Source organism: Nocardia sp. NPDC019323 (genome assembly GCF_044389845.1).
GTDB lineage: Bacteria > Actinomycetota > Actinomycetes > Mycobacteriales > Mycobacteriaceae > Nocardia > Nocardia implantans.
In genome coordinates, this window is record NZ_JBIRYN010000001.1 from 197,843 (window position 1) to 224,760 (window position 26,918).

At 70.6% G+C, this 26,918-nt stretch carries 28 protein-coding genes; 17 read left to right on the forward strand and 11 right to left on the reverse strand.

The features are described from left to right. Window positions 1–127 precede the first annotated feature (127 nt). Entirely contained in the window at window positions 128–847 is a 720-nt protein-coding gene (locus ACH49X_RS00865; RefSeq protein ID WP_323124006.1) for a histone deacetylase, read from the forward strand. On the opposite strand, the gene ACH49X_RS00870 is transcribed toward ACH49X_RS00865, so the two are convergent. Continuing rightward, window positions 842–2,113, reverse strand: a complete 1,272-nt coding sequence (locus ACH49X_RS00870) for a CdaR family transcriptional regulator (protein WP_195079998.1) — start codon at window positions 2,111–2,113, stop codon at window positions 842–844. The genes ACH49X_RS00865 and ACH49X_RS00870 overlap by 6 nt on opposite strands. Before the next feature lie 256 nt (window positions 2,114–2,369). On the opposite strand from ACH49X_RS00870, the gene ACH49X_RS00875 reads away from it, so the two are divergent. Beyond that, window positions 2,370–2,699: a hypothetical protein gene (locus ACH49X_RS00875; RefSeq protein WP_357208833.1), complete on the forward strand. Its 330-nt coding sequence runs from the start codon at window positions 2,370–2,372 to the stop codon at window positions 2,697–2,699. Window positions 2,700–2,721: 22 nt separating this feature from the next. Here ACH49X_RS00875 and ACH49X_RS00880 read toward each other — a convergent pair whose 3' ends face one another. Then, entirely contained in the window at window positions 2,722–3,672 is a 951-nt protein-coding gene (locus ACH49X_RS00880; protein ID WP_195080000.1) for an FAD-dependent oxidoreductase, read from the reverse strand. A gap of 66 nt (window positions 3,673–3,738) precedes the next feature. Continuing rightward, window positions 3,739–4,074, reverse strand: coding sequence for a hypothetical protein (locus ACH49X_RS00885; protein WP_195080001.1), 336 nt, complete (start codon window positions 4,072–4,074; stop codon window positions 3,739–3,741). 140 nt (window positions 4,075–4,214) lie between these two features. Between ACH49X_RS00885 and ACH49X_RS00890 the strand changes: the two genes are divergently transcribed. Further along, entirely contained in the window at window positions 4,215–5,366 is a 1,152-nt protein-coding gene (locus ACH49X_RS00890) for a glutamate--cysteine ligase (RefSeq protein ID WP_195080002.1), read from the forward strand. A gap of 133 nt (window positions 5,367–5,499) precedes the next feature. Here the strand turns inward: ACH49X_RS00890 and ACH49X_RS00895 are convergent, their stop codons facing one another. Continuing rightward, window positions 5,500–5,931, reverse strand: a complete 432-nt coding sequence (locus ACH49X_RS00895) for a hypothetical protein (protein ID WP_357208832.1) — start codon at window positions 5,929–5,931, stop codon at window positions 5,500–5,502. Window positions 5,932–6,215: 284 nt separating this feature from the next. Between ACH49X_RS00895 and ACH49X_RS00900 the strand changes: the two genes are divergently transcribed. The 6 genes from ACH49X_RS00900 to ACH49X_RS00925 all read left to right on the forward strand — a co-directional run bounded on the left by ACH49X_RS00900 (window position 6,216) and on the right by ACH49X_RS00925 (window position 10,231). Beyond that, entirely contained in the window at window positions 6,216–6,764 is a 549-nt protein-coding gene (locus ACH49X_RS00900) for a TerD family protein (RefSeq protein WP_357208830.1), read from the forward strand. A gap of 179 nt (window positions 6,765–6,943) precedes the next feature. Beyond that, the gene (locus ACH49X_RS00905) at window positions 6,944–7,360 is read left to right on the forward strand and encodes a phage holin family protein (RefSeq protein ID WP_195080005.1); all 417 of its coding nucleotides are present in this window, start codon (window positions 6,944–6,946) and stop codon (window positions 7,358–7,360) included. Continuing rightward, window positions 7,357–7,752: a DUF3618 domain-containing protein gene (locus ACH49X_RS00910; protein WP_357208828.1), complete on the forward strand. Its 396-nt coding sequence runs from the start codon at window positions 7,357–7,359 to the stop codon at window positions 7,750–7,752. The genes ACH49X_RS00905 and ACH49X_RS00910 overlap by 4 nt, the downstream gene beginning before the upstream one ends. Beyond that, complete coding sequence (locus tag ACH49X_RS00915; RefSeq protein WP_357105857.1) at window positions 7,749–8,006, forward strand: DUF4235 domain-containing protein; 258 nt, start codon at window positions 7,749–7,751, stop codon at window positions 8,004–8,006. Before ACH49X_RS00910 ends, ACH49X_RS00915 begins: the two co-directional genes overlap by 4 nt. A gap of 385 nt (window positions 8,007–8,391) precedes the next feature. Then, entirely contained in the window at window positions 8,392–8,760 is a 369-nt protein-coding gene (locus tag ACH49X_RS00920) for an STAS domain-containing protein (protein ID WP_323124005.1), read from the forward strand. Between the two features lie 118 nt (window positions 8,761–8,878). Continuing rightward, entirely contained in the window at window positions 8,879–10,231 is a 1,353-nt protein-coding gene (locus ACH49X_RS00925) for a cytochrome P450 (protein WP_357208826.1), read from the forward strand. Window positions 10,232–10,302: 71 nt separating this feature from the next. On the opposite strand, the gene ACH49X_RS00930 is transcribed toward ACH49X_RS00925, so the two are convergent. The 3 genes from ACH49X_RS00930 to ACH49X_RS00940 form a co-directional block, all read right to left on the reverse strand. Next, window positions 10,303–10,827, reverse strand: coding sequence for a hypothetical protein (locus ACH49X_RS00930; RefSeq protein ID WP_357105853.1), 525 nt, complete (start codon window positions 10,825–10,827; stop codon window positions 10,303–10,305). A gap of 170 nt (window positions 10,828–10,997) precedes the next feature. Next, window positions 10,998–14,573 carry a cobaltochelatase subunit CobN gene (gene cobN, locus ACH49X_RS00935; RefSeq protein ID WP_195080010.1) on the reverse strand — a complete coding sequence of 1,192 codons (3,576 nt, stop codon included), beginning with the start codon at window positions 14,571–14,573 and terminating at the stop codon, window positions 10,998–11,000. A 132-nt stretch (window positions 14,574–14,705) separates the two neighbouring features. Further along, on the reverse strand, window positions 14,706–15,386 hold the full coding sequence (locus ACH49X_RS00940) for a TetR/AcrR family transcriptional regulator (protein WP_195080011.1): 681 nt from the start codon (window positions 15,384–15,386) through the stop codon (window positions 14,706–14,708). A 147-nt stretch (window positions 15,387–15,533) separates the two neighbouring features. Between ACH49X_RS00940 and ACH49X_RS00945 the strand changes: the two genes are divergently transcribed. Beyond that, the gene (locus tag ACH49X_RS00945) at window positions 15,534–17,048 is read left to right on the forward strand and encodes an MFS transporter (RefSeq protein ID WP_397069136.1); all 1,515 of its coding nucleotides are present in this window, start codon (window positions 15,534–15,536) and stop codon (window positions 17,046–17,048) included. Window positions 17,049–17,108: 60 nt separating this feature from the next. Here ACH49X_RS00945 and ACH49X_RS00950 read toward each other — a convergent pair whose 3' ends face one another. The 3 genes from ACH49X_RS00950 to ACH49X_RS00960 form a co-directional block, all read right to left on the reverse strand. Further along, on the reverse strand, window positions 17,109–17,549 hold the full coding sequence (locus ACH49X_RS00950; RefSeq protein WP_195080012.1) for a nuclear transport factor 2 family protein: 441 nt from the start codon (window positions 17,547–17,549) through the stop codon (window positions 17,109–17,111). A gap of 9 nt (window positions 17,550–17,558) precedes the next feature. Continuing rightward, entirely contained in the window at window positions 17,559–18,359 is an 801-nt protein-coding gene (locus ACH49X_RS00955; protein ID WP_357207270.1) for an SAM-dependent methyltransferase, read from the reverse strand. 144 nt (window positions 18,360–18,503) lie between these two features. Continuing rightward, window positions 18,504–19,577 carry a hypothetical protein gene (locus tag ACH49X_RS00960; protein ID WP_357207268.1) on the reverse strand — a complete coding sequence of 358 codons (1,074 nt, stop codon included), beginning with the start codon at window positions 19,575–19,577 and terminating at the stop codon, window positions 18,504–18,506. A 329-nt stretch (window positions 19,578–19,906) separates the two neighbouring features. On the opposite strand from ACH49X_RS00960, the gene ACH49X_RS00965 reads away from it, so the two are divergent. Together ACH49X_RS00965 and cobG are read left to right on the forward strand one after the other, a co-directional pair. Continuing rightward, window positions 19,907–20,926, forward strand: coding sequence for an alpha/beta hydrolase (locus ACH49X_RS00965; RefSeq protein ID WP_357207266.1), 1,020 nt, complete (start codon window positions 19,907–19,909; stop codon window positions 20,924–20,926). A 44-nt stretch (window positions 20,927–20,970) separates the two neighbouring features. Next, window positions 20,971–22,173 carry a precorrin-3B synthase gene (gene cobG, locus ACH49X_RS00970; protein ID WP_357207264.1) on the forward strand — a complete coding sequence of 401 codons (1,203 nt, stop codon included), beginning with the start codon at window positions 20,971–20,973 and terminating at the stop codon, window positions 22,171–22,173. Window positions 22,174–22,186: 13 nt separating this feature from the next. Here the strand turns inward: cobG and ddaH are convergent, their stop codons facing one another. Beyond that, entirely contained in the window at window positions 22,187–23,032 is an 846-nt protein-coding gene (gene ddaH / locus ACH49X_RS00975; RefSeq protein WP_323124003.1) for a dimethylargininase, read from the reverse strand. A gap of 137 nt (window positions 23,033–23,169) precedes the next feature. Between ddaH and ACH49X_RS00980 the strand changes: the two genes are divergently transcribed. From ACH49X_RS00980 to ACH49X_RS01000, 5 genes are all read left to right on the forward strand, one after another. Further along, window positions 23,170–23,607, forward strand: coding sequence for an Lrp/AsnC family transcriptional regulator (locus ACH49X_RS00980; protein ID WP_357105839.1), 438 nt, complete (start codon window positions 23,170–23,172; stop codon window positions 23,605–23,607). Window positions 23,608–23,708: 101 nt separating this feature from the next. Further along, window positions 23,709–24,344, forward strand: coding sequence for a precorrin-8X methylmutase (locus tag ACH49X_RS00985; RefSeq protein ID WP_195080019.1), 636 nt, complete (start codon window positions 23,709–23,711; stop codon window positions 24,342–24,344). After that, window positions 24,341–25,900, forward strand: coding sequence for a precorrin-3B C(17)-methyltransferase (cobJ, locus tag ACH49X_RS00990; protein ID WP_357207262.1), 1,560 nt, complete (start codon window positions 24,341–24,343; stop codon window positions 25,898–25,900). The genes ACH49X_RS00985 and cobJ overlap by 4 nt, the downstream gene beginning before the upstream one ends. A gap of 32 nt (window positions 25,901–25,932) precedes the next feature. Further along, window positions 25,933–26,328: a hypothetical protein gene (locus ACH49X_RS00995; RefSeq protein ID WP_357105833.1), complete on the forward strand. Its 396-nt coding sequence runs from the start codon at window positions 25,933–25,935 to the stop codon at window positions 26,326–26,328. 57 nt (window positions 26,329–26,385) lie between these two features. Continuing rightward, window positions 26,386–26,916 (forward strand): PadR family transcriptional regulator, encoded by a 531-nt coding sequence (locus ACH49X_RS01000; RefSeq protein ID WP_195080022.1) that lies wholly within the window; start codon window positions 26,386–26,388, stop codon window positions 26,914–26,916. The last annotated feature ends 2 nt before the right edge of the window (window positions 26,917–26,918 follow it).

A 26,918-nucleotide genomic window follows, 5' to 3' on the forward strand; every position in this document is an offset into this window, starting at 1 on the left:
CAGGTCCGTCCGAGGGGCGGACGATAAGCGGGTTGCACTCCTCGCGTGGTTCCGGCGCAGTGCGCAGGTGGGCGTCGGTTACCTGAGGCAGGTGGCGCGGCGTCGTGAACGGCCGAGAATGTATGCCATGAAGGTGCGGCAGACCGAAGGCACACGCGGCGCGGAGGCGCCCCGCATGCGACCGGACGGGCACCGGAACGCATCGCCCCCGCGCACGGATCTGGTCTGGTACGCGGCGTACGGCTCGAATATGAGCCTGGCCAGGCTGCGCACCTATCTTCGCGGTGGCAGGCCCGACGGCGGAACGCTCACCCTGCCCGGCTGCCGCGACCACGCCGATCCGATCCGCTCGACGCCCCTCCTGCTGCGGGGCGTGCTGTATTTCGCGACCGAATCGCTGACCTGGAGCGGCGGCCGCGCGTTCTACGACCCCGGCTGCCCCGGCGAGATCGCTGTGCACGCCCACCTGCTCACCGCCGCGCAGTTCTCCGACATCGTGGCGCAAGAGATGTACCGCGCGCCCGGAACGGAGGTTGACCTCGGCGCGGCGATCGCGCACGGGACGGCGACTCTCGGCCCGGGACGCTACGAAACAGTGGTGTGCGCCGGCGCGCACGCCGGGCACCCGGTGCTCACCTTCACCGCCCCCTGGCGGTATCGCGACGTCCGTGGCAATCCACCCGCCGCCGCGTACCTGCGGTATCTGGCGGCGGGTCTGCGCGCGGCTCACGGCTGGTCGGCCCGGACCACCGCGGAGTATCTCGCCACGCGCCCCGGCGCCGACCGGCACTGGACCCCGGAGACGGTCCACGCCCTGCTCGGCGAGGGCGAGTCGACGCGCCTATGACGAGACCGCGGCCGCCCCTGGCCACGCGCCGACCGGGGGTTCGCCCTCGGAATCCCGGTAGCTGCGCGCGACCAGCGCCGCGCGCAGGTACCACACCCCGGACGCCTGGGCGGGGTCGAAGCCGGTGAGCTGACCGATGCGCTTGAGCCGGTAGTCCACGGTGTTGGTGTGGATGTGCAGCGATCGGGCCGTGCGCTGCCGGTTCAGGTTCGTGCCGATATGGCGTTTGAGGGTCTCGAGCAGTTCGGGGTGCTCGTCGAGTGGATCCAGCAGTGTGCGCAGGGTTTCCAGTCCGGGGCCCGGCCGGGTGAGCTGATACTCCAGCGCGAGGTCGTCGAAGCGGAACAGCCCGCGGGTCCAGCGCAGCCGCTGCACCATGTCCAGCAGCTCGTGCGCGCGGTCGGCGGCCGTCGGGACCTCCACCGGGGTCGCGGCGATCACCGTCGCGACGATCGGCACCTGCGCGGCGCGACCGAGGCTGTCCACCAGTTCGTCCAACGCCTTGTCCTCCGGCGACGCGGACGGCAGCAGGATGGTGCCGCCGTCGACGCTCAGCAGCGACAGCACCGTTTCGCCGCAGCGGGTGGCGAGTTCGGATTGCACCCGGCGCAGCTTCCGGCGCGCGACCACCGCACCGTCGAGATGCGGGTTGCGCTCCTCCGGGTGCGGCGGGATCGCAAGCGCGACAACGGCATAAGAGTCGGCGATCTGGATGCCGCATTCGCGGGCCATGGTGAAGGTCGGGTGCCCGCCGAGCAGGGCCGAGGCGAGGGTGTGCGCGGCCGTGTGGTGCTCGCCGACCACGGCGCGCAACTCGGTCACATAGGCCCGCGAGACGGTCGAGGTGATGGTGTCCAGGATCTCCAGCAGGCGGCGGCTGATCTCCTTGAGACTGTCGAAGTCCGCGGCGGTCGCGTTCGCGACGATGAGGTCGAAGCCGAGTTTGAATCCCTCGTGCACGGCGTGGTGGATGGTGTCGATCGGGATGCCTTCGCGCGCCCAGCCCGCCGCCGCGTTGCGCAGCAGGAGGGTCTTCTCGGGAATGTCGGTGCCGTCGAGCATGCTGACGGCCAGTTCCAGACACAGGCGGGTGATGTTGGTGATGTCGCCGTTGAGCGCCTCACCGGGGAGCGTCCGGCAGTGCGCGACGGTCTCGATGAAATGGCCGACCATCTTGCGCGACAGATTCCGCACGTCCCGTAGTGAAGAACTGGCCGGGCGGCCCGACAGGGTCAGATCCGGGCCTGCCGAATCGGTGATGGACATGTGACTCCTTCCCTCCCCGATCGCGGAAAGTACTCCACGGTAACTTGACCGGGTCGGCCTGCCGAGGTTCGAGCCCCCGGTTGGGGACACCACCCGAACCACGCCGGGCGCGTCTGTGAAGCCTCACAAGTCGTAATCGCGCGGTCGAAATCTTTCGATCCCCGTCGTAACGTCGGTGGCGCCAGGGTCGCCGCGCGGAGGGAGGGCCATGAACATCGGCCCGCACGAAGAAGATCGGGACAGCACCGAAGTGTCCGTGAGATTCCATCGTGGCGCCCATCGCGGCGGTCCCGACGCGTTGCTCAGAATGGGTTTGGAACTGGCCCTCGTCTTGGTCGACGCGGCCGAGGCGGCGGGAAGTCTCGCCCTGGGCCGGTTCGAGCACGCGGCGACCCGATGCGCCGAGGCGGGCATCCCGATCGAAGCGGTGCACGCCGTCCTGCGCGACAGTGTCGACGCGGGCCTCGCCGTACCCGCGACGGATGCCCCCGGCCTGCGCACCGCGCGCGATCGGGTCGAGCCCGGCGTGCTCAGCGAATTCCTGGACGCATTGAACTCGGTGGTCGCGCGCAGCTACGCCAGCTGATCCCGACCGGATCGATGGCGGCTCACAGGGCGGCGACCAGCGCGGCGCTGTCCACCGCGCATCCGTGCCCGATGGTGATGCCGGAGCCGCCGTGGCCGTAGTTGTGGACGACGGGTGTGCCGGGCAGCACCGCCGTGTCCAGTTCCACGCGCACTTCGCGGCGACCCGGGCGCAGGCCGACCACGGTGTCCAAGACCTCGCTGCCCGCGAGGCCGGGAACCAGATCGCGGCAGCGCCGCAGAATCGATCGGGTGAGCTCGGGGTCGGGCGTGGTGTCCCATGCGCCGCTGTCCAGCGAACCGCCCAGAACACAGTCGTTCGCGCGCGGATGGACGTAGGCGCGGCCGAGCGGATGCGCCTCGTCGCGAACCGACACCGACAGTCCGGGATTTCTCACCCGGACGATCTGGCCGCGGATCGGATACACCTGCGGATCGCCGACCAGTTCGGCGGCGCGCAGACCGGCGCAATTGACCACGACATCCGGCGACAGGTCCGCGAGATCGTCGAGCCGTCGCACCGTGCGCAGCACACGGCGCGCGCCCGCCGCGTCCACTCGCGCGCTCAGGTACGGCAGGTAGGCGGGCATCTCCACCAAGGGGACCTCGAAGCGGAAGCCGAATCCGTAACCGGGAGGCAGCTCCGCCGGGTCGGCCTGCCGGAACGCGCGCACCGACCGCGACCACGCCGGAATCGATGGCTGCTCGCGATACAACGCCATGGACGCGCACATCCGCACCCCGGGCGCACCGGCGGCAGCCAGCCCCGCCAAGTGCTCGAAGGTCGTCTCACTCCAGGCCAGGACACGATCGGCCGGGCCCGCGGCGGTCGGAAACCACACCGCGGCGGCGAGGAAGGACGTCGTCGCCGTGATCGGCTCGGCGCTGACCACGACGACCTCGTGCCGGGCCCGCAGCAGTTCGGCCGCGGTGGACAGACCGGAGATGCCCGAGCCGAGGACGACGATCCGCATGGGGCGACATTATCGAGCGGCGCCCCCCGCCGCCGTTCCCGCAGCACCGCCCCTGGGAGGCGCGGATCAGTCGGCATCCTCGAGCGACGTGACACCGGTGGTCACGGCCACCAGCGGCCACTGCGGCCCGGCGCAGGCCGCGGCCACGGTGCTGCCCTCCGCGAAGCCGCCGCGGGTCTCCCCGGTCCCGGCCACGTCCACCCGGGGACCGGCCTCCTCGGCCGAGCCGACCAGCACGCAGTTCCAGGTCTCCGACGGCGGCCTGCTACCCACCGCGATAGCGCCGTCGTCCCTGGTGTCCGCCGTCAACGTCGGTTCCGCGGCGGCCACCCCCGCCCCGGCGGCGGCGATCAGCGCGGCGAAACCCCCGGTCACGGTGAAATGAGCGGCGATCCGAAACATGTGACAACTCCTTCTCGCGCAGCCCCCTTGTCGTTCGCGTTGCCGTCCTCCGGCCGCTCAAACCGAGCCGACCACGGCCGGCTACCGATGGGCGACCCCTGGCGGTGACTAGCCCGGCCGCCCCTGGGTATTGCGAGAGCATGGACGATGGGCGGCTGACCATCGGAGTGGAAGAGGAATTCCTGCTGGTCGATCCGCGTACCGGCGAACCGCTGGCACGCAATGTCGAGGTGGCCCGCACCGCCGGGGACCTCGGCATCGACCTGCAACTCGAGCTCACCCGCTGTCAGGTGGAGACGAGCACCGCGGTCCACACCGATATCGGCGCACTGCACCGGCAGCTGCGCGAACTGCGCCGCGGCATCGCCGCCTGCGCCGAGCGCAACGACGCCCGTCTGCTCGCGGTCGGCATCCCGCCCACCATCCCGCACGATTTCCCGGTCACCGAGACCCCGCGCTACCAGCGCATCGAGGAGAACTTCGGCATGCTCGCGCACGAGCAGGGGCTGTCCGGCTGTCACGTGCACATCGGCATCCCCGACGTCGAAACCGCGATCCAGGTCAGCAACCACCTGCGGCCGTGGCTGCCGCACCTGCTCGCGATGACCGCGAACTCGGCCATCTACCGTGGCACCGAGACCGGCTTCGCCAGCTGGCGCAGCATCCTGTGGCGCCGCTGGCCCAGCGCAGGGCCACCGCCCTACTTCGAGTCCGCGCGTCACTACGAGGCCATGGTCGCGATGATGCTCAACAGCGGCAGCATCCTCGACAAGCAGATGGTCTATTGGGACGTCCGTCCCTCCGTTACGTTCCCGACCGTCGAGATCCGGGTGAGCGATATTCCGGCCACCGTCGAGGAGACCGCGCTGTTGGCCGCGCTGGTGCGCGCCATCGTCGTGATGGCGGAGCGATCGCTCGCGGCGGGCCGGAGCGCGCCGCAGGTGTCCGCCGAGATGTTGCGGGCGGCGTACTGGAAGGCAGCGCGTTCGGGACTGGCCGGCGACGGCGTCGACGCCCGTGACGGCACGGTAGCGCCCGTGCGCGACCTGCTGGACCGGCTGATCGACCACGCCGCGCCCGCGCTGGACGAAGCGGGCGACCGCCGATTCGTCGAAGAGGCGTTCGCCCGCCTGCTCGCGCGCGGCAACGGGGCGCACCGGCAGATCGCGGCGCTGCGGGCACGCGGGTCGATCGATGACGTCGTCGAGGAAGTGGCGCGCGCGACCCTCGAAGGCTGCGACCAGCCGGGGAACTCGCCCGCGACGCCGGCGACCGGAGCGCCGCTGAACTGAGCACGCCGGTGGCCGCGCGCCGCGGCGGACGCCATTCAGTCCGGGCGGGGGCGACCGCGCCGAAGGGGATCCCGACCGTGGCGAGCCGGTCCGGAACGCGCACGGTCATAGCTCCCCCGACACGGAAGGCCGGTCACCCGGGATCGCGCGTCCGGTCCGCCCACGATCCGGCCGACCGCATCCGGCGCGGGGCACCACGCCGCGATCCGCTCGGCCACCAGCGCGGCACGCGCACGGCCCTGATGGCCACCCGCGCGAGGCGGCGCATGCCGGACATCTCGCTCGGCGCACCGCGACCGCGCCACGGTTGCGGAGCCGAGTCGTCGATCGCCCGCAAGATCTTCGACTCGAGCGTAGGGGGTGGATTCACCGCGGCGGTGACGCTGAGCGCCGCCAGCGTCTCCCGGATCCGCCGCACGACGGCCGCGAAGGCCGCGGCGGTCCCGGAATCGGCCGCGTCGAGCCGGCTTTCGATGCGTCTGCGCTCGATCTCGGCCACCGCGTCCATCGCGTACGGGTACGCCAGATCGACCAGATCCGCACGACAGGACTTCGTGCCGGTCATCGCCGGTCGCCTCGTCCGACCGGCGGCGCCGGGTGCGGTCGCGCCGCGACCCGGATGCGCGCACGGACCGGGGCCTCCGCGGGCGTACGACCGTGCGTGGATCGACCCGCGTCGCGGTCTCGGCGCACCTGCTCTGTGCCAACCCGCATGCCATGACTTCGCGGCGCTCCACCTCGCGGATTGGATTCTCGCCATATTCGACGCGAAGACGGGTACGCTGCTCGTCCGCCGAAGTCGTTCCGATGGTCCCGGCCCGTCCACTTTCCGATGCGGAGGAGACACCGATGCGCACCGAACTCCGTGACGAGCGCGGCGTCCCGCTCGAGCACGTCACCGTGGCGCTCGGCTGGGATCCGGCCGAGCGTTCGCGCTTGTTCCGGCGGCGCGAGGAGATCGATCTCAACGTCGCGGCGTTGCTGTTCGCGGCGGACCGGCTCGTCGACGTCGTGTACCACGAGCAGCTCAGCTCGACGGACGGCGCCGTCCGCCTGCACGGCGACAGCATGACCGGCGAAGGCGCGGGTGACGACGAGATCATCGCCGTCGACCTGTCGCGCATCGCCGCGCAGGTGACGACCGTGCTGTTCCTCGTCACCTGCTACACCGGCCAGACATTCGACCGGATCGCCAACGCGTACTGCCGGGTGATCGACACTGTCGCCGGCACCGAGCTCGCCCGCCACGAGCTGAACGGCGGCGGCCCGCACACCGGCTTGGTGCTCGGCCGCGTGCGCCGCAGCGACGGCGCCTGGCAGTTCCAGGACCTCGGCGCGGGCTTGCGCGCCGAGCACCCGGTCGAGGCGATCCCGCAGATCGGCCCCTACCTCAACTGACCGCGTAACGAATCCGACTGCATCGCAACGGTTTCGGAGCCGTTGCGGGCTCCGATCCTGCGTCGGCCGTTTCACGCGTCGCACCCGACCCACCCCGCCAGACCAAGGCGGCGTCCGATTGGAATCCGGACGCGCGGGTAGTCGCGGGGCAGGAAGTGTGACATGCCGAAGGAGGTCTCATGACCGAGACGACACAGGTTCGCCCACCCGCGAACTCACGGTCGGTCTCCGAGCTGGTCGAGGACGCCACCACCCAGCTGTCCCGGCTCATCCGCGACGAACTGCAGCTCGCCCGCGTCGAGATGCGGGAGAAGGGCAAGCGATTCGGCCTCGGAGCCGGCTTGGCGGGTGTGGCGGCGCTACTGGCGTTCTACGGCGGCGCGGCGTTGGTCGCCGCGGCGGTGCTCGGGCTCACCGAGGTGCTGCCCGGCTGGGCGTCCGCGCTGATCGTCGCGGGCGCGCTGCTGGTGGTCGCTGCGGTGCTCGGACTGGCCGGGAAGAAGAGCGTGGCGGAGGCGAGTCCGCCGATCCCGCGCGAGGCGGTCGATGGCGTGCGCGAGGACATCGAGGTGATCAAGGACAGGAGGCGGGGATGAGTGACAGCCGACCCCGGGCCGGGCAACCCACCGACGACGTCGCGGCGCTGCGGCGCGACCGCGACCAGGCCAGGGCGGATCTCGGCCGGACGGTCGAAGAGCTCGGCCACAAGCTCGACGTGCCCGCGCGCGGCAAGGAGAAGGCACACGAGGCCGTCGAGGCGACGCAGCACGCGGCGTCCGATGCGGCGCTCGCCGTCGCGGACGAGGCCCAGCAGGCCAGGGCGGGCGCGGCGGACCTCGCCCACCGGGTGGCGGCGGCGACACCCGAGCCGGTGGCCGAACGCGGCAGGCAGGCCGGTGGCGCACTGCGCGCCCACCCGATCCCCGCGGCTGTCGGCGCGGCGGTGCTCGCGGCCGTGGTGTGGCAGATCGTACGGAGGCGGCGATGAAGACGCTCTACAAACCACTCGGCCTGCTGATCAGCGTGCTCGGCGGTCTCGCGGCGAATGCCGTGTTCACCAAGGTGTGGAAGCAGATCACCGGCGAGCGGCAAGCTCCGTCGTCGACCGCGCGGGATCATTCCTGGCGCGAGGTGCTGTTCGCCGCGGCATTGCAGGGCGCCGTCTTCGGTCTGGTGAAGGCCGCGATCGACCGCGCGGGCGCCACGGGCTACAAGTCGCTCACCGGGACCTGGCCGGAATAGCGCCACCGCGCGGAAGCGGCGCCTCGCCGCTGTGGGAGAACACTGCCGCCGTGACTCGACGTTGCTCGGGTCACGGCGGTTGCTCTGTGTGTCCGAGCACAGCCGGTTCGTGATGACGCACACCTCCCCCAGCGATCGTCCGGCTCCGAGAGACCGCCGCGATCGCTGTTCCCCGCCCAGCGCGCGGTTCTCGTCCGGCCACGCGATACCGCCTGGTCCGCGGCGGTGTCCGGCGCTCGGTGTGATTACCCGCGGCCGTGATGGGGTAAGTTGGCCGCGGAATGCTCGCTCTCTGCGCCACTACCAGTGCGCACGAGACGCGAACCGGAGCGGAGGTCGACGTGGCGTACTGCCGTGGACGCGTCGCCGGCACGGGAGGTGGATTGTGAGTTCCGAAAGCGCGCCCCGAGCGCTGGAGGTCGAGGTGCGGTCGGCGCAGGACGCGGTGGTCGTCAGCGTGCACGGCGAGATAGACATGGCGTCCGCGCCCCGGTTGCAATCGGCCCTCGACGAGGCGCTGCGCGACGCGCCCGGCGCGGTCGTGGTGGACATGACGAAGGTCGGTTTCCTCGGCTCCGCCGGGCTGAGCGTGCTGCTGGCGGCCTCGGAGGCCACCGGCTCCGGTGGCTTGCGGGTCGTCCCCAGCGACGCCGCGCGCAGGCCCATCGAGGTGACCGCGCTGGATCGGTTGCTCACGGTGTTCGACTCTGTCGAGGCCGCGCTCGCGGTGAACGAGACGCAGGCGCCGAACTGAGCTCTCCCGGCGCCGCATCGGCGCCGCTCGGCCCCCGCCGCGGTTTCGAGCCCGCGTCCCCGGGTATGTGACCGGTCGTCGGCACCGTGTCGACCTGTGCGCACCGGGAGGAGGCCGTATGGCAGAAAACCGCGAACACCGATTGGTGGGCGTGCCCGCGGTGGCGGCGCTGGCGGATCTCGGATTCGCCTCGGTCGCCTCGGGCGTCATCGCGCGTCGCAGGCCGGTGCTGGGCCTGCTGGAGCGCACCGGAGCCGATTCCAGAGCGATCGAGCGGGTGCGGCAACTGCGGCGGGAGTTCGGCGCGGGCCCGGTCGAGCTCGTCGTGCCGGGGCGCAGGATCGTGGTCGTTCTCGATCCGCAGGACGTAGGACGGGTGCTGGCCGACGCGCCGACGCCGTTCAGCCCGGCCAATCGGGAGAAGCGCGCCGCGCTGCGCCAGTTCCAGCCGCACGGCGTGCTGCTCTCGGAGGGACCGATCCGCGATCAGCGCCGCGCGGTGAACGAGGCGGCGCTGGATTCGGCCGAACCGCTGCATCGCCTGGCCGGGCCGTTCGCGGAGGCGATCGCGGAGGAGGCGCGCGAGATCATCCTGTCGGCCCTGCACCGCGGCCACCTGGACGCGCGGCAGTTCACCACGCGCTGGTGGCGGCTGGTGCGGCGGATCGTGCTCGGCGAGCGCGGTCGCGACGACACCGTGCTCACCGACGAACTGTCCCGGCTGCGCTCGGCGGGCAACTGGTCGTTCCTGGCCCCCGCGCACCGTAGGCAGCGCGACCAGTTCACCAATCGGCTGTATCGCCACGTGGAGTCCGCTCCGGCGGACAGTCTCGCCGGGGCGTTGGCCGCGGTGCCCGCGGGCGGGGCCATCGATCCGGTCGGGCAGATACCGCACTGGTTGTTCGCCTTCGACGCGGCGGGCATCGCGCTGAGCCGGGCGCTGGCCGTGCTGAGCACGCATCCCGAGCATCACGCCCGCGCGCTGGCCGACGCCGCCGATCCGGACCGGGTGGACCTGCGCGCTTATCTGCGCGCCTGCGTGCTCGAGTCGGTCCGCCTGTGGCCGACCACCCCCATGCTGCTGCGCGACATCACCGCCGACACCGAGTGGCGCGACGGCGAGGAGCGCTTCACCATCGCGGCGGGCGCCGCGCTGATGATCGCGGTCCCGGCGTTCCACCGGGACGCCGATCTGCTGCCGTTCGCCGACCAGTTCGTCCCGGAGATCTGGCTCGACGGCCGCGCGCAGCGATACCCCCAGCTCGTGCCGTTCAGCGCGGGCCCAGCCGACTGCCCCGGGCGCAACCTGGTGCTGTTCGTCACCAGCACCTTGCTCGCGCACCTGCTGACCTCGGCCGACTTCCGGCTGCGGTCGACGCCGCGCCCCAACCCGGACGCTCCCCTGCCGGTGACGTTGAACAATTTCGGGCTCGACTTCACCGTCGAGCCGTGCATGACGCAGGCGGGTTAGGCGTCGTCATCGAATCGGCCGCGCTCGTCGCCGAGCGCGGCCGATCCCCCGCGATCGGGGTCAGTCCCGCACTACCGGCTCGCGCCCGCGGCGGCGCCGATGAGACCGCCGACCACGCAGCCGGGGAAGACCCCCACGATGAAGAAGACCAGACCGACCAGCGCCCCGATCGCGCAGCCGATCGCCAGCCCGCCCAATGTGGTTGTCGCGTCACCGATGAACTGCGGCGCACCGGGTTCCGGGATGGCGGCTCCGACCGGCGTCAAGGTCAGCGTCGTCCCGGTCGCATCGATGTCGGGAGCCACTTCGACCTGCTGGCCGAAGACGGACTGCACGGTCGTCGGCACGGACGTCACGAGCGACCCGTCCGGCCCGAGCACCGCGATGCTTCCGTCCGGCGTGACCGTGAACGAGCCGGCGGTGAGCGTGATCGCGGCGCTCGACCGGTCCGGCGCGACGGTCGCGGTGTAGCCGATCTCGTTCCCGCCGCTCGCCGCGGCGCCGTCGATGTCGGCTTGCCCGTACGCGGTCGCCGCGGTCACGCCGGTGGCGGCGATGGTCAGCAGCGTGGTCGCAACCAATTTCCTGAACGTCATGAGCCTTCCCATCCTCAGCAGAATCGATCTGTCGTTACCTGGGTACAGCCGTGAAACACTAGCGATTATAGACGTTGCGCATCACCGGTTCGGGCAGTTGATGATGCCCGAAATGTCCTGCGCGCCAGCGTTTTTGGTGACGAATCCGGAAAATGGGACGACCGCGGACGCTACTCCAGCTCCCCCTCGGTCTCCAGATAGACCTGCCGCAGCCGCTCGAGCGTGCCGGATTCGGGGTGTTCCCACAGCTTTCGCTCGGCCGCCTCCAGCAGCCGCTCGGCGATCCCGTGCAGCGCCCAAGGATTGGACTGCTCCATGAACTTTCGGTTCACCTCGTCGAAAACGTAGCTCTCCGTCAGCTTTTCGTACATCCAGTCGGCCACCACGTTGGTGGTGGCGTCGTAGCCGAACAGATAGTCCACGGTCGCGGCCATTTCGAACGCGCCCTTGTAGCCGTGCCTGCGCATCGCTTCGAGCCAGCGTGGGTTCACCACCCTGGCCCGGAACACCCGCGCCGTCTCCTCCGACAGCGTCCGGGTGCGCACCGCGTCCGGGCGCGTGCTGTCGCCGATGTAGGCCTCCGGGTTCTTGCCCGTGAGCGCGCGCACCGTCGCCACCATGCCGCCGTGGAACTGGAAATAGTCGTCGGAGTCGGCGATGTCGTGCTCGCGGGTGTCGGTGTTCTTGGCCGCCACGGCGATCCGGCGATACGCGCCGCGCATGTCCTCCGCGGCGGGCGCGCCGTCCAAGTCGCGCCCGTAGGCGTAGCCGCCCCAGGTGGTGTAGACCTCGGCGAGATCGTCGTCGGTGCGCCAGCTCTTCGCATCGATCAGCTGCAACAGGCCCGCCCCGTAGGTGCCCGGCTTGGAGCCGAAGATACGGGTGGTGGCGCGCCGCTGGTCGCCGTGCTCGGCGAGGTCGGCCCGAGCGTGCGCGCGGACGTAGTTCGACTCGTCCGGCTCGTCCAAATCGGCGACCAGGCGCACCGCGTCGTCCAGCAGGGCCAGCACGTGCGGGAAGGCGTCGCGGAAGAAACCGCTGATGCGCACCGTCACGTCGATGCGGGGACGGCCGAGTTCGGCGAGCGAGATCACGTCCAGCGCGCGGACGCGGCGGCTGGCCTCGTCCCAGACCGGCCGGACGCCGAGCAGCGCGAGCACTTCGGCGATGTCGTCGCCGGAGGTGCGCATCGCCGAAGTGCCCCAGATCGACAGGCCCACCGACCGCGGGAATGCGCCGTGGTCGGCGCGGTAGCGCTCCAGCAGGGATTCCGCCATGGCCTGCCCTGTCTCCCAGGCCAGCCGGGACGGCACCGCCTTGGGATCGACCGAGTAGAAATTGCGTCCGGTCGGCAGGACGTTGATCAGACCGCGCAACGGCGACCCGCTCGGGCCTGCCGGGATGAACCCGCCGTTCAGCGCGTGCAGGACGCGGTCGATCTCCACGCCGGTCTGCCGCAGGCGCGGCACCACCTCCGTGGCCGCGAACCGCAGCACCAGCCGCACCTGCGGGTCGTCGGTGATGCCGTCGACCGCCTCCGGTGACCAGTCCGCCGCCTGCAAGGCCGCGACCAGGGCGCGGGCGCGAGCCTCGACGGCGTCCACACGCTCGCGCGCCTCGCCTCCCGACTCGTCGAGCCCGAGGGCTTCGCGCAGGCCGGGCACGGTGCGCTCGCCGCCCCACAACTGACGCGCGCGGAGCATGGCCAGCACCAGGTCGAGTTCGCTCTCCCCCGCCGGGGCCGTGCCGAGCACGTGCAGACCGTCGCGGATCTGCACGTCCTTGATCTCGCACAGCCAGCCGTCGACGTGCAGCAGCATGTCGTCGAAGGATTCCTCGTCCGGACGTTCGGTCAGGCCGAGGTCGTGGTCCATCTTGGCGGCGCGCATCAGCGTCCAGATCTGCTGGCGGACGGCGGGCAGCTTGGCCGGGTCCAGGGCCGAGATATTGGCGTGCTCGTCGAGCAACTGCTCCAGACGCGAGATGTCGCCGTAGGTTTCGGCGCGCGCCATCGGCGGGATCAGATGATCCACCAGGGTGGCGTGCGCGCGGCGCTTGGCCTGGGTGCCCTCACCGGGGTCGTTCACCAGGAACGGGTAGATCAGCGGCAGATCGCCGAGAGCGGCATCGGTGCCGCAGGAGGCCGACATGCCCAGCGTCTTGCCGGGCAACCACTCCAGGTTCCCGTGCTTGCCCAGGTGCACCATCGCGTCGGCGCCGAAACCCTCGGGCGCGCTGAGCCACCGGTAGGCGGCCAGATAGTGGTGGCTGGGCGGCAGATCCGGGTCGTGATAGATGGCGACGGGGTTCTCGCCGAAACCGCGCGGCGGCTGCACCATGAGCACGACGTTGCCGAAACGCAATGCGGCGATGACGATCTCACCGTCCGGGTCGGCGGAGCGGTCGACATACAGCTCGCCCGGCGGCGGCCCCCACGCTTCCACGACCGCGTCGCGCAGGTCGCCGGGCAGGGTGTCGAACCAAGCGGTGTAGGTCGCCGCGCCGATGCGGATCGGGTTGCCCTCCAGTTGCTCGGCGGTCAGCCAGTCGGGGTCTTGACCTCCGGCGGCGATGAGGGCGTGGATCAGTGCGTCCCCGTCCTGTTCGTCCAGGCCGGGGATCTCGCCGGGCGCGCCGAGATCGTAACCGGCGGCGCGCATTTCGGTGAGCAGGCGAATCGCGCTGGCCGGGGTGTCGAGGCCGACGGCGTTGCCGATACGGGCGTGCTTGGTCGGGTAGGCCGACAGCATGACGGCGACGCGCTTGCGTTCGGCCGGGATGTGACGCAGCCGCGCGTAGCGCGTCGCGATGCCCGCGACCCTGGCGGCGCGCTCGGCGTCGGGGACGTAGGTGGACAGGCCGTCGGCGTCGAACTCCTTGAACGAGAACGGCACCGTGATGATCCGACCGTCGAATTCCGGCACCGCGACCTGGGTGGCGACGTCCAGCGGTGAGAGGCCGTCGTCGTTGGCCTCCCACTGGGCGCGCCCGGTGGTCAGGCACAGCCCTTGCAGGATGGGCACATCCAAGTCGGCCAGCGCGCCGACATCCCATGCCTCGTCCTCGCCACCGGCGGACGCGGTGGCCGGTTTGGTGCCTCCCGCGGCCAGCACCGTCACCACCAGCGCGTCGGCACGGCGCAGGGTCTCCAGCAACTCGGGCTCGGCGGTGCGCAGCGACGCGCAGTACAGCGGCAGCGCCCGCGCGCCCGCCCGTTCGATCGCGGTGCACAGGGCGTCGACGTAAGCGGTGTTGCCCGCCAGATGCTGGGCGCGGTAGTAGATCACCGCCACGGTCGGCCCGTCGGCCGGCTCGGCGGCGACCCGGTCCAACTCGCCCCAGCTGGGCAGCTGAATCGGCGGCTCGAAACCGTGGCCGGTCAGCAGCACGGTGTCGGACAGGAAATTGTGCAGCTGACGCAGGTTCTCCGGGCCACCGGCGGCCAGGTAGTTGTGCGCGTCGGCCGCGACGCCGCCGGGGACGGTGGAGCATTCCATCAGTTCGGCGTCCGGGGCGATCTCGCCGCCGAGCGCGACGAGCGGAATCCCGCTGGCCCGCAGCGCCTCCAGCCCGTCCTCCCAGGCCCGCTTGCCGCCCAGGACGCGCACGATCACCAGGTCGGCGTCGTCGAGCAAGGCGGGCAGGTCGTCGACCAGGAGACGAGCCGGGTTTCCCCACCGGTAGTCGGCGCCGCTGGCGCGGGCACTGAGCAGATCGGTGTCGGACGTGGACAACAGCACAATCACGGGTGACAGCCTTCCTCGGGTGACGCGCCCATCGGGGGTTCGCTGCTCGCCGGGGAGGGTCTGGCTTTCGACAGTGGCGCGACCGCACCGGACTTTCACCGGTTTCCTCGTCGTCCGCCGAGCACGCCGATGCTACCTGCCGCCTGGATCGGCCTCCTGCGCGCGCCCCGCCCGTCCGCCCGCGGGGCGGTCGCTCGCGCGGGCCGCCAAGAAGTCGTCCACCAGCCGGGCGCAGTCGGCCGGAGTGATCGGTTCGAGCCCGACCAGCCTGGCGAAGACGATCGGACCGACGAGCTGGGTCAGCGCGAACGTCACGTCCGGGTCACCCAACTGGGCCCGCACCTCCGGATCGCCGAAGAGCTGGTCGAACGGCTTGCGGTACTGCTCGATGAGCCGACGGCGCAGCGACGTGAAATCCGGACCGGCCCCTGATTCCCCGCGCTCGCCGGTGGCCAGCCACGCCAGCGTGGAGATCTGCAAGGGCGCCTCGTTGACGACCGCGGCCTGCCTGCTGAGCAGTTCGATCAGTCGTCGCCGGAGCGGACCGGCGGGCGGAGCCTCGATCACCGGCGGCAGCAGCCGCTCGAGCGTGGCGGCGCGCAACTGCGTCGCGTTGTCGAAATGCCGGTACAGCGTGGTTCGCGCGACCTTGGACATGGTGGTGACCGCCTCGACGGTGACCGCTTCCAGCCCACCGGTTTTCAGCAGCGCGGTGGCGGCGTCGAGCAGTCTGGCGCGGGAGCGCGCCTTGCGCGGGTCGACGTCGTCGTCGGCAGTGGACTCGCGGGGGGTCGGGTCGGCGGCACCGGTCATGGGTCGAACATTGCTCCTCCGTCGCGCCTATCGCCACCCCGCTCACTTATGCTACTGATAGTAGCGTAGCGATACTGACAGTTTTGTTTCAGCCCGGGAGGCGCCGTGGGGTCCACCACGACACGTTTGTCAGCCGCGCACCGCTGGATGCTGACGATCTCCTGCCTCACCGTGGCCCTGGTCATCGCATCGATGGCGGCGCTGTACACCGCGCTGCCGGAGATCGCCGCCGCGACGGGCGCGAGTCAGCAGCAGCTCACCTGGGTCGTCGATGGGTACACCCTGGCGCTGGCCTGCCTGGTTCTTCCCGCCGGCGCGCTCGGCGACCGCTTCGGCCGGCGCGCGGTGCTGGTCATCGGGCTGTTCGTGTTCGCCGCGGCCTCGGCGGCGCCTGCGCTGCTGCACGCGCCCGGGTGGTTGATCGCGGGCCGTACGGTCGCCGGGGTTGGCGCCGCTCTCGTCATGCCTTCGACGCTGTCGCTGATCACCGCCGGATTCCCGGAGTCACGCCGAGGCAATGCCGTCGGGCTGTGGGCGGGCGTCGCCGGCGCGGGCGCGGTGCTCGGCATCCTCGGCTCGGGGCTGCTGCTGGAGCGGTGGTCGTGGGTGTCGATCTTCCTCGCCATGGCCGCGGCGGGACTGGTTCTGCTGATCGCGGGATGCACACTGCCGGAGTCGGTGGACCGGGATCGTCCCAGGTTGGACGGGTGGGGGGCGATCACCTCGGCCACGGCTGTCGGAACGCTGGTACTGGCCGCGATCACGGCGCCCGAGCGCGGATGGCCGGACCCTCTGGTGCTCGGCGCCGCCGTCGTGGCGGTGCTGGCGGCCGCGGCGTTCGTGGTGCTGCAGAAGCGGGCGGCGCACCCCCTGCTGGATCTGCGCCTGTTCACCGATCGAGGCTTCGGCTCCGGCACCGCGGCGGTGACCCTGCAGTTCCTCGTCTGCTTCGGGACCTTCTTGCTGATGGTGCAGTTCCTGCAGCTGATCCTCGGATACCGGCCGATCGTGTCGGCCCTGGCGATGGCGCCGATGATGGTGCCGATGGTGGCGGTCTCGGCGGTGGCGCCCCGACTCGCCGAACGAGTCGGACTGCGTGTGCCTATCGCGGGCGGGCTGGTGATCATCGGCATCGCGCTCGTCGCGCTCTCCCGCGTCGAGGTCGACACCACCTATGCCGACCTGCTCTGGCCGTTCCTCGTCATGAGCGCGGGCACCGGGCTGTGCACCGCGCCCGCGACGGCCGCGATCATCGCGGGCACCCCGGTGGAGAAGCACAGTGTCGCCGCCGCGGTGAACGACGCGGCGCGCGAAGTGGGCGCGGCGATCGGCATCGCCGTCGCGGGCAGCATCCTGGCCGCCGGGTACAGCCACCGCATCGCGCCCGCCCTGCCGCGGCTGCCGGAACAGGTGCGCGAACCGGTCGGCGACTCGCTGGCGGCGGCGCTGCAGGTCACCGAGCACATCGGCCCGCAAGCCGCACCCTTGGCCGAGCTCGCCGAATCGGCCTTCGTGCACGGTGCCCAGCAGGCCGCGCTCGCACTGGCCGTAGTCACCTTCGTCGCCGCGATCCTCATCGGCGTCTGGGCCCCGGGACGCGCCTCACGCAGGACGGCGAACCCGGCGTCCGGAGCGCGGACGCGATCGACGACGACACCATGACGATCGCTCGCCGGCACACCACGAACACTTCACCACGGCCGCGTCGGCCGGCGCGCCGGATCAGACCAGGTCGGCGTTCCCGTCGATCACCTCGAGGTGGTAGTGGAACCGGTTGACCCGCCAGCCCTGCGCGGTGCGCTCGACACCGAGGGAGTAGCTGCCCACGAAGGTGCGCGTCTTGCCCTCGGTCGCGGCGTTCTTGACGTGCACCGCGATGGCGTCGGCGTGCACGCGCGCCGTGTCACCGTCCAGATCGATGAGATGGTTGCCCGACTGGTGGTGCACCCCGTCGAGGTCGGCGAGCCCGGTGCGCCAGTCCGCGATGATGTCGGCCGCGGCGCGCTCGCCGACCGGCCCGCCGAACCCGCCGTCGAAATCCACGGTCGCGGTGAACACCTCCGCCGACAAGTCCTCCCAGCGCTTCTGATCGGTGTACACGAACATCTTGGTGATCACATCGATGATGGCGAGCCGGTCGGCGAGAGTGGCGATTTCGGACATACGCCGACCCTAGTCGGCGCGCGCGTCCCGCGCCTTGCGGACCACACCGCCGAGCAGCACCAGCGCGGTTTCCGGCAGGTCGTCACCGAGCCACCGCTGCAGGGGAACCACACCGGGCTCGATCATCTCGAATCCTTCGAAGAACGACTCGACCACGGCCGCGGACCGATAGACCACCTGCGCCGAGGATTTCGCGGTATCCGACGACGACTGGTTGATGAAGTCCGGATCGCTGTCGTCTGAGCCGTGCGTGAACGCCAGATAGCTGCCCGCAGCCATGACTTCGCGCAGCCGAGCGACGATCTCGGCGGGACCTTCGTCGTCCATCACGAAATGCAGGACCCCGACGAGCGTGATCGCGACCGGCTCCGCGAAGTCGATCGCACCCCCGCTGATCAGCCGGTCGATGATGTCGTCCGGACGGCGCACGTCCCCCAGCATCGCCGTCACGCCGTCCGCGTGCGCGAGCAGGGCATTGCAGTGCGCGTGGACGACCGGGTCGAAATCGACGTACACCACTCGCGCCGACGCATCGACCTTGTGGGCGACCTCGTGCACATTCGGCGAAGTCGGGATACCCGCGCCCAGATCGATGAACTGCCGGATCCCAGCCTCGGCGGCCGACTGGACCGCCCGCACCAGGAATTGGCGGCTGAACCAGGCCAGGGTCTTGGTATCCGGGGCGATGGACAGCATGCGGTGCGCGACCGCCCGGTCCACCTCGTAGTTGTCTTTGCCACCGAGGAGATAGTCGTATACCCGGGCGGAGTTCGGCAGGTTCGGATCGACGCCCCGCGGTGCTCGCTCCATGCCGGACACCGTACCTCCCGATCGCCCCGATCAGGATCCTGACAAACAGTCGCGCACCATCGCTGCCAATCCCGACCGTGCGATAGCACCAGCGTAGCGAATCTCGTTGTGGGAAGCGCTCTTCGAATCGGCATACGCACCGGCTCACACGGCGGGCGTCCCACCCGCCGCGAGCAGGTGCGCTCGCGCCATGAGCTCGTCCGCCACCGGGCGCGGACGGCGGCCCAAACCGCATGCGCAGGCGACGCCGTCGACCGGGCGGCCCAGCGCCTTCTCGATCACCCGCAATGTCCGCGACTGCTGAGTCTCGGTGGGAACGTCGTGCACGAACCCCGCGTAGAAATTCGTGCCCGGATCGAGGGCCAGTGCCGCCAACGGCGCATAGAACTCGGCCTTCTCCGACGGCGGCACATCGCCCCCCGCGAGCGGACCGTGCACGTATTCCAGCACGCGCCCCCGCGGCCAGTGCCGGACGACCGAATTGGCCAGATCGACCAGCGGCCTGGCATCGCGCAAGCGGCCGCGCGCCTTGTTACGCAGACTGCCCAGGCACAGGTGCACCCCGAACCGGGTGCCCTCGGGAGCGGCCGCGGCCAGCGCGGCGATGCCCTTCCCCAGGCCCAGCGCCCGATCGGCCGGCCGGTGCGCCGGCTGCGCCTTCGCCATCAGCACCAGTTCCGCGGTGGCTTCCAGCTGCACGACGACGTCGTCGCCGGCCAGCTCGCGGATGGCCGTGATGTCACGCACGGTGGCGTCGAGGAAGGCGCGGCGATGCCGCCGCACGCCTGCGGCTCCCATGGCGATGAACGTGAGCGTGAAATCGGTCGGCATGCCGATCTGCAGTGCGAGACCGGGCATCTCGCGCTCGGCGCGCAACGCGCGGAAGATCGGCAGCGCCTCCTCGGCCTCCGCGAGATAGCCCAGACGCATGGTCTCGCCGGGCAATTCGGCGCCGCGCGCGACACGATGAATCGTCCGCTGCCGGCTCGATCCCCAGGTCCCCTGCTTCTTCACCGCAAGAACCCCTTGGTCGACCAGGTCTTCGATGATCGGCTGGATGTAGAACTCGTAGCGCCCGGTCTCCCCGGTGGGCAAGGTACGCAGTCGCGTTCCCGCGCTGTCCAGCATCGCCCGCATCGCGACGTCCGTGCTATCGGCCGGAAAACTTCCGACGAAGTGCACCGTTCGCATACCCGCCCCCTGTCCCGTCGCACCCACGTTCCCGCGCTCCTTGTCCATCGCGTCGTCCCGGACATCCGCCGTCCCGACGCGATATCGGGCGCGGCCGGGTACACGCATGCGGCATCGACTGCGTGATAGCCACGGATCATTGTGCGCGGTATGGCCGTTCGCCGGACAACATCAGTTCCGTCTTGTCCTTCGCGATCGATGACGCTCGCGAAGATCGGCACGTGCGACCGATCTCGACAGCTGCGCCTCGCGCGCCGAAATAGATTGGCGGAAACGGTGTTACGGAGCCCACACGCAGCTGCTGCCTGCGACGAGAGGTATTGCGTCCGGCGAAGTGGACGCATAGCCTGCGTCGCGTGCGAACCTCGCTACGGTCGATCGCCGCGTCCGCGGCCGCGATCCTTCTCTGTCTGGCACCGAGCACCGCCCACGCCGAGGACACCGCGCCAGGACGTTGCGTATCGGTCTCCATCCCCGTACCGCTCGGAGAGATGGCCGGCTCCTTGTGCACTCCCACGGCACACGCCACCGACACCGTCATGGTGCTGATCGCGGGTTCCAACTACAACGCGACCTATTGGGATTTCCCCTACGCTGCGGAGACCTACAGCTTCCGGCGCGCGATGAACGCCGCTGGCATCGCGACGCTGGTGGTCGACCGGCTCGGCAACGGGGCGAGCACCCGCCCGCCGAGCACGCAGGTGACGGCGACGGTCTCCGCCCGTGCCCTGCACGACATCGTCGGGTCCCTGCGCGCCGGGCTGGCGGGCGCGCCCCTGTTCGGCAAGGTCATCACCGGAGGGCATTCGCTCAGCTCGGGCATCGACGTCCTGGAGGCGACCACGTACCAGGACGTCGACGGCGTTCTGCTCACCGGTTTCTCCCATGCGCTCAACGTCTCCGAGGTGCTCGGCGTCATCTCCACCTACCACCAAGCCGCCGAGGATCCGGCATTCGCCGGGCGCGGTTACGACCCGGGTTATCTCGCGACGCGGCCCGGTACCCGCGCCGCCAGTTTCTTCGCACCGGAGACGGCCGACCCCGACGTTCTCGCGGTGGACGAGGCGAACAAGGAAGTGTTCTCGCCGACCGAGTATCCCGACGGCCTGACCTCCACCATTCCGCCGATGACCAATTTCGTCGACGTCCCGGTCCTGGTCGTCAACGGCAGCCTGGACCGGCTGTCCTGCGGCCCCGCGTACGCCGTCTGCGCGGACGCCGAGACACTGCGCGCCACCGAAGCGCCGTTCTTCGGCCCGGCGGCGCGACTGCGCACCTTCGTGCTGCCCGGCAGCGGGCACTCGGTCAATCTGGCCCGCAACACCGCCGAATACCGGGCCGCCGTCGTCGACTGGGTGCGATCGATCGGGCAGTGACCGGCCGTTCCGCCCGGCGGCGGCGTCCGTAGGCTGGAGCCGCTATGACACGAGGTGCTCCTGATTCCTGTCCGGGCGTGCTGCGGCTGCATCAGGCGGCCGATGGGCCGCTGGCCCGCGTCCGCGTGCCCGGCGGCCGACTGGAACCCGCCCAGTTGCAGGCGCTGGCCGAGGCCGCGCGCGACCTGGCGGACGGCACCATCGAGCTCACCTCGCGCGGCAACGTGCAACTGCGCCGGGTGAGCGATGCGGCCGCCATCACCGACCGGCTCGCGGCGGCGGATCTGCTGCCGAGCACCACGCACGAACGGGTGCGCAACATCATCGCCTCACCACTGTCGGGCCGGATCGGCGGCTTGGCGGACGTGCGCCCGCTGGTTCCCGCGCTGGACACCGGCCTGCTCGCGGCGCCGCGGCTGGCCGGCCTGCCCGGCCGGGTGCTGTTCACCCTCGACGACGGACGCGGCGACGTCAGCGGCCTCGGCCCCGACATCGGCGTGCACGCGGTCGGGCAGGACGAGTTCGCGCTGCTGCTGGCAGGCGGCGACAGCGGCCTGCGGCTGTCCGCCGCCGATGCTGTGGACGTCATGCTGGCCGCCGCGCACGAATTCCTGGATCTGCGCGGCGACGACCCCGGCCGGTGGCGGCTGCACGAGATCGAACACGGGGCCGAACGCGTCGTCGATCGTCTGGGCCTGTCCCCTGGTGCGGAAAGACTCGCATTCTCCGCCTCGCCGAGCGTTCCGATCGGCTGGCTACAGCAGGACGACGGATCGGTCTCGCTCGGCCTCGGCGTGCGCCTCGGCTCCCTGCCCGCCCGCACCGCCGAATTCATCGCCGCGGTCCAACGACCGGTCTTCGTCACGCCGTGGCGCAGTCTGGTGATCACCGATCTGGCGGAGTGGACCGCCGAACAGGTGGTGCGCGTGCTCGCGCCGATGGGCTCGATCTTCGACGCCGACTCCCCGTGGCTGCTGGTCAGCGCGTGCGCCGGGCAGCCGGGCTGCGCGAAATCGCACACCGACGTCCGAGCCGACGCGGCGGACGCCGTCGCCACGGGCCGAGTCCTGCCGGGACCGGCCGTTCCGCTCGATCCACCGCCGACGACAGCCGCCGCGGACGTCGCGGTGGCCGGGCGTCAGCACTGGTCCGGATGCGATCGCCGCTGCGGCCGTCCCCGTGGAGAGGTCACCGACATCGTCGCTACCGGCGACGGCTATATCGTCCGGCCGCGCCGCCTCCCGTGATGCCTGCGTCAGGTCATCTGCCGTGGATCTCGAGGGTGCAGCATTTGACGCAGCCACCGGCTTTGAGCAGTTCGGACATCTCGATACCCACCGGATGGTAACCACGGGCGCGCAGGGCCGCGCTCAGGTCGGCGGCCGCGCTGCTGAGAAAGACGTTGGCGCCGTCGCAGACCCCGTTCAGTCCGAGCACCGCCGCGTCCGCGTCGGTCGCCACGATCGCGTCGGGATAGAGGTCGGCCAGCACCGCGCGCGCCGCGGGGCTGAAGGCGGGCGGGTAGTAGGCGATGGTGTCGGCGTCCAGCGGAAGCAGCACCGTGTCCAAGTGGTAGAAGCGCGGATCGACCAGTTCCAGCGACACCACGGGTAATCCGAAGTGGCGCGCCACCTCCTCGTGCGCGGCGCGTGAGCTGCGGAATCCCGTTCCGGCCAGCAACCGGTCGCCGACCAGCAGGAAGTCGCCTTCGCCTTCGTTGCATTCCGCGGCGGCCACCAGGTTCGGCAAGCCGGCACGGGCGAACCAGGCGTGATAGGCCGGGCCTTCCGCGGCGCGCTCGGAATGGGTGAAACGAGCCGACATGGCGCGGTCACCGACGATCAGCCCGCCGTTGGCGGCGAACACCATGTCGGGCAGGCCCGCGACACCGGGCACCACCTCCACGGTGTGCCCGTATTCGGTGTACGTGGCGCGCAACTTCTCCCACTGCGCGATGGCCAGCGCGCGGTCGACGGGCTCGGCGGGATTCATCCAGGGATTGATGGAGTAGGTGACGTCGAAATGGTCGGGACGGCACATCAGGAACCGGCGCGGCGACCAACGGCGGGCGGCGGATTCGAGGGGGAGGGTGGCTACAGACGTCAACGGAACTCCCGGCAGTGAATGGGAACTTGCGGCTGCCACGACGGTAAGTCGCATAGCATTGCGCCAGAAATGACGATTCGTTGCGCATCTCAGCGAAAATTGCGCGGATTATTGTGCGGACGGCGGGAAGGTGTGACGTGGACGACCTCGACCGGCGGATTCTCGAACAACTGCTGAAGAACGCGCGGGCCTCGTTCCAGGAGATCGGCGGCGTGGTCGGATTGTCCGCGCCCGCGGTGAAACGGCGAGTAGACCGGCTCGTCGCGGGCAAGCAGATCACCGGCTTCACCGCGCTGGTCAATCCCGCCGCGCTGGGCTGGAGGACGGAGGCGTACGTCGAGGTGTACTACCGCGACAACATCTCCCCGGCCGAACTCAAACGCAGTCTGGAACCCATCCCGCAGGTGGTCGGCGTGTGGACGATCGCGGGCGAAGCCGACGCGCTGGTGCACGTGATGGCCACCGACATGGCCGAGATCGAGGTGACCGTGGAACGGATCAGGGAGAACGCGCGAGTCGGGCGCACCCGCAGCGCCATCGTCATGTCCCGGATTCTCGAGCGTCCGCGGACCTGATCCGGCGGCGCCGTCGCCGCGCTGTGCTGCCGTCCGGCCCGTGACGCGCAGCGCCCGACCCGGACCGATCTGTCCGGACCCGCACCCATATGGTGGACCGCATGTCCGACGTACGTGCCAGCTACCTGACCGACGGGGCCGAGATCTACCGTCGCTCGTTCGCGACGATCCGCGCCGAGGCCGATCTGAGCGGGTTCCCGCCGGACGTGGCGCAGGTGGCGGTGCGGATGATCCACGGTTGCGGTCAGGTGGATCTCGCCGCGGACATCGCCTTCTCCCCCGGCGTCGTGGCCTCGGCACGGGCGGCGCTGCGCGCGGGCGCGCCGATTCTCTGCGACGCCACCATGGTCGCCTCCGGCGTGACCAGGAAGCGACTGCCCGCCGACAACGAGGTGCTGTGCACCCTCGCCGACCCGCGGGTGCCGGAGTTGGCCGCGGCCAGGGGCACCACCCGCTCCGCGGCCGCGCTCGAACTGTGGCAAGACCGTCTGGACGGCGCCGTCGTCGCGATCGGCAACGCGCCGACCGCGCTGTTCCATCTGCTCGACCTGCTCGACGCGGGTGCGCCACGGCCCGCCGCCGTGCTCGGCATCCCGGTCGGCTTCGTCGGCGCGGCCGAATCGAAGGACGCGCTGATCGAGTTCGGCGGCGTCGAATACCTCACCGTGCGCGGCAGGCGCGGCGGCAGCGCCATCACCGCGTCGGCGCTGAACGCGATTGCGAGCGAACAGGAATGAGCACTCCGGGCAAGCTCTGGGGCGTCGGACTCGGTCCCGGCGATCCCGAGTTGGTGACCGTCAAGGCGGCCAACGTGATCGGCGCCGCCGATGTGATCGCGTTCCACAGCGCGCGCCACGGCCGCAGCATCTCCCGCCGGATCGCGGCGCCGTACATGCGCCCCGGTCAGCTGGAGGAGCATCTGGTCTACCCGGTGACCACCGAGACCACCGACCATCCCGGCGGCTACCAGGGCGCGATCGACGAATTCTACGAACAGGCCGCCCAGCGGCTGGCCGAGCACCTCGCCGCGGGCCGCTCGGTGGCACTGCTCGCCGCGGGCGACCCGCTGTTCTACAGCTCCTACATGCACATGCACCGGCGGCTGGCCGACCGGTTCGAAGCCGAGATCATCCCGGGCATCACCTCGGTGAGCGCGGCGTCGGCGGCGCTGGGCACGCCGCTGGTCGAAGGCGAGCAGGTGCTCACCGTGCTGCCGGGCACCATGCCGGTCGACGAACTCACCCGGCGGCTGCGCACCACCGACGCCGCCGCGATCATGAAGCTGGGACGCACCTATCCCGGTGTGCGCCAGGCACTCGCCGACTCCGGCCGGCTCGCGGGCGCGTATTACGTCGAGCGCGCGAGCAGCACCGAACAGCGCGTGCTGCACGCGGGTGCGGTGGACGACGCGGAGGTGCCCTACTTCGCCATCACCCTCGTGCCGGGGCCCGAGCCGACCACGCCGCTGCCCCGCCTGGACGGAGACATCGTCGGCGATCGCGAGCAGGACACAACCGAGCGGGTCGGTGAGGTCGTGGTGGTGGGGCTGGGTCCCGGCGCGCCCGAGTGGACCACCGACGAAGTGCGCGCGGCGCTGGCCGAGGCCACCGATCTGGTCGGCTACACCACCTACCTGAACCGGGTGCCCGAACGCCCTGGCCAGCGTCGTCATGCCAGCGACAACCGGGTGGAGTCCGAACGCGCGGCCATGGCCTTGGATCTGGCCAAGCGAGGCGCGCGGGTCGCGGTCGTCTCCTCGGGCGATCCGGGGGTCTTCGCGATGGCGGCGGCGGTGCTGGAGGAATCCGCCGACCCGCAGTGGCGCGAGGTGCCGGTGCGGGTGCTGCCCGGTCTCACCGCGGCCAACGCGGTGGCCAGCCGCGCGGGCGCACCGCTCGGGCACGACTACGCGATGATCTCGCTCTCCGATCGGCTCAAGCCGTGGGAGGTTGTGGCGCAGCGCCTTTCCGCCGTCGCGGCGGCCGACATGGCGATCGCGATCTACAATCCGGCGTCCTCGCAACGCACCTGGCAGGTGAGCGCGATGCGGGATCTGCTGCTGGAACATCGCAAGCCGGACACCCCCGTCGTCATCGGCCGCGACGTCGGCGGACCCACCGAATCGGTCCGGGTGGTCGCGCTCGGCGACCTCGACCCCGCGGAGGTGGACATGCGGACACTGCTGATCATCGGCGCGTCCACCACCACGGCGCTGGAAACCCGCGCGGGCACCCGGGTCTACACCTCCCGCCGGTACGGTCGCGCGCGCGACGCGGCCCTCGGCGGCGCGTAGGATCGCCTGACGCACCGAAGATCGGAGGGACCTTGGCCGCGACACTGTCGGAGCTGACGCTGCGCGCCCGAGCCTTGGAGGCCAGGGCCACCGCGAGCGAACAGGCACTCGACGAGCAGGGCGAGGTCCTCAACGAACTCGCGGCGCTGACCAGGAAGGCGCTCGACGGGATCGGCCGCATCGACCGGCGCGCGGAATCCATCGACCAAGCCGTCGGCGAGCTGCGCCGCGACGTCGGAGACCTGCGCGAGAATGTGGGCGAACTCACCCGCAGGGTCACCGTGCTCGAACAGGGGCAGGTCCGCCTGGAACAGGGGCAGGCCGCGCTCGCCCGCGGGCAGCAACAGCTCGAACAAGGACAGGAACGGCTGGAGCAGGGAATGGCGCAGGTGCTCGCCCGGCTCGACGAGTTGACCGGCCGCGCCTGACCCACCCCGTTCAGGTAACATTCCACTATGGAATGTTGAGAGCGAAGGGAGCAGTCGTTGACCGATACCGCGACCAAACGCAAGGCACTCAACTCGACGGCGGCGTCGTTGCTCGGATTTCTGCACGAAGGCGCCATGTCGGGATGGGATCTGGTGACCGAGGCACAGGACCGCATCGGCGATTTCTGGACCATCACGCAGAGCCAGGTCTACCGGGAACTCGCCGCCATGGACGCGGCGGGACTCGTGGAGAAGGGCGAGACCGGAGCCAGGGAGCGCACCCCCTACCACATCACCGACGCGGGCCGGGAAGCGTTCCTGGAATGGATCGCCCGCGACCCCGGCGGGGAAACCATCCGGGTGCCGTTGCTGCTCACGCTCTCCTTCGGCGAGCATCTCGATCGCGATCGGCTCGACGGCATCATCGCCGCCAACCGGGAGATCCATCAGGCCCGGCTCACCAGATATCTCGCCGAGGACCCGGAGGGCAAGTCCGCATTCGCCCGCGCCACTTTGGATTTCGGGATTCGCTACGAACGAACGGTGCTGGACTGGTTCGATCACCTGCCGGAACTTCTCGGCAGCTGATC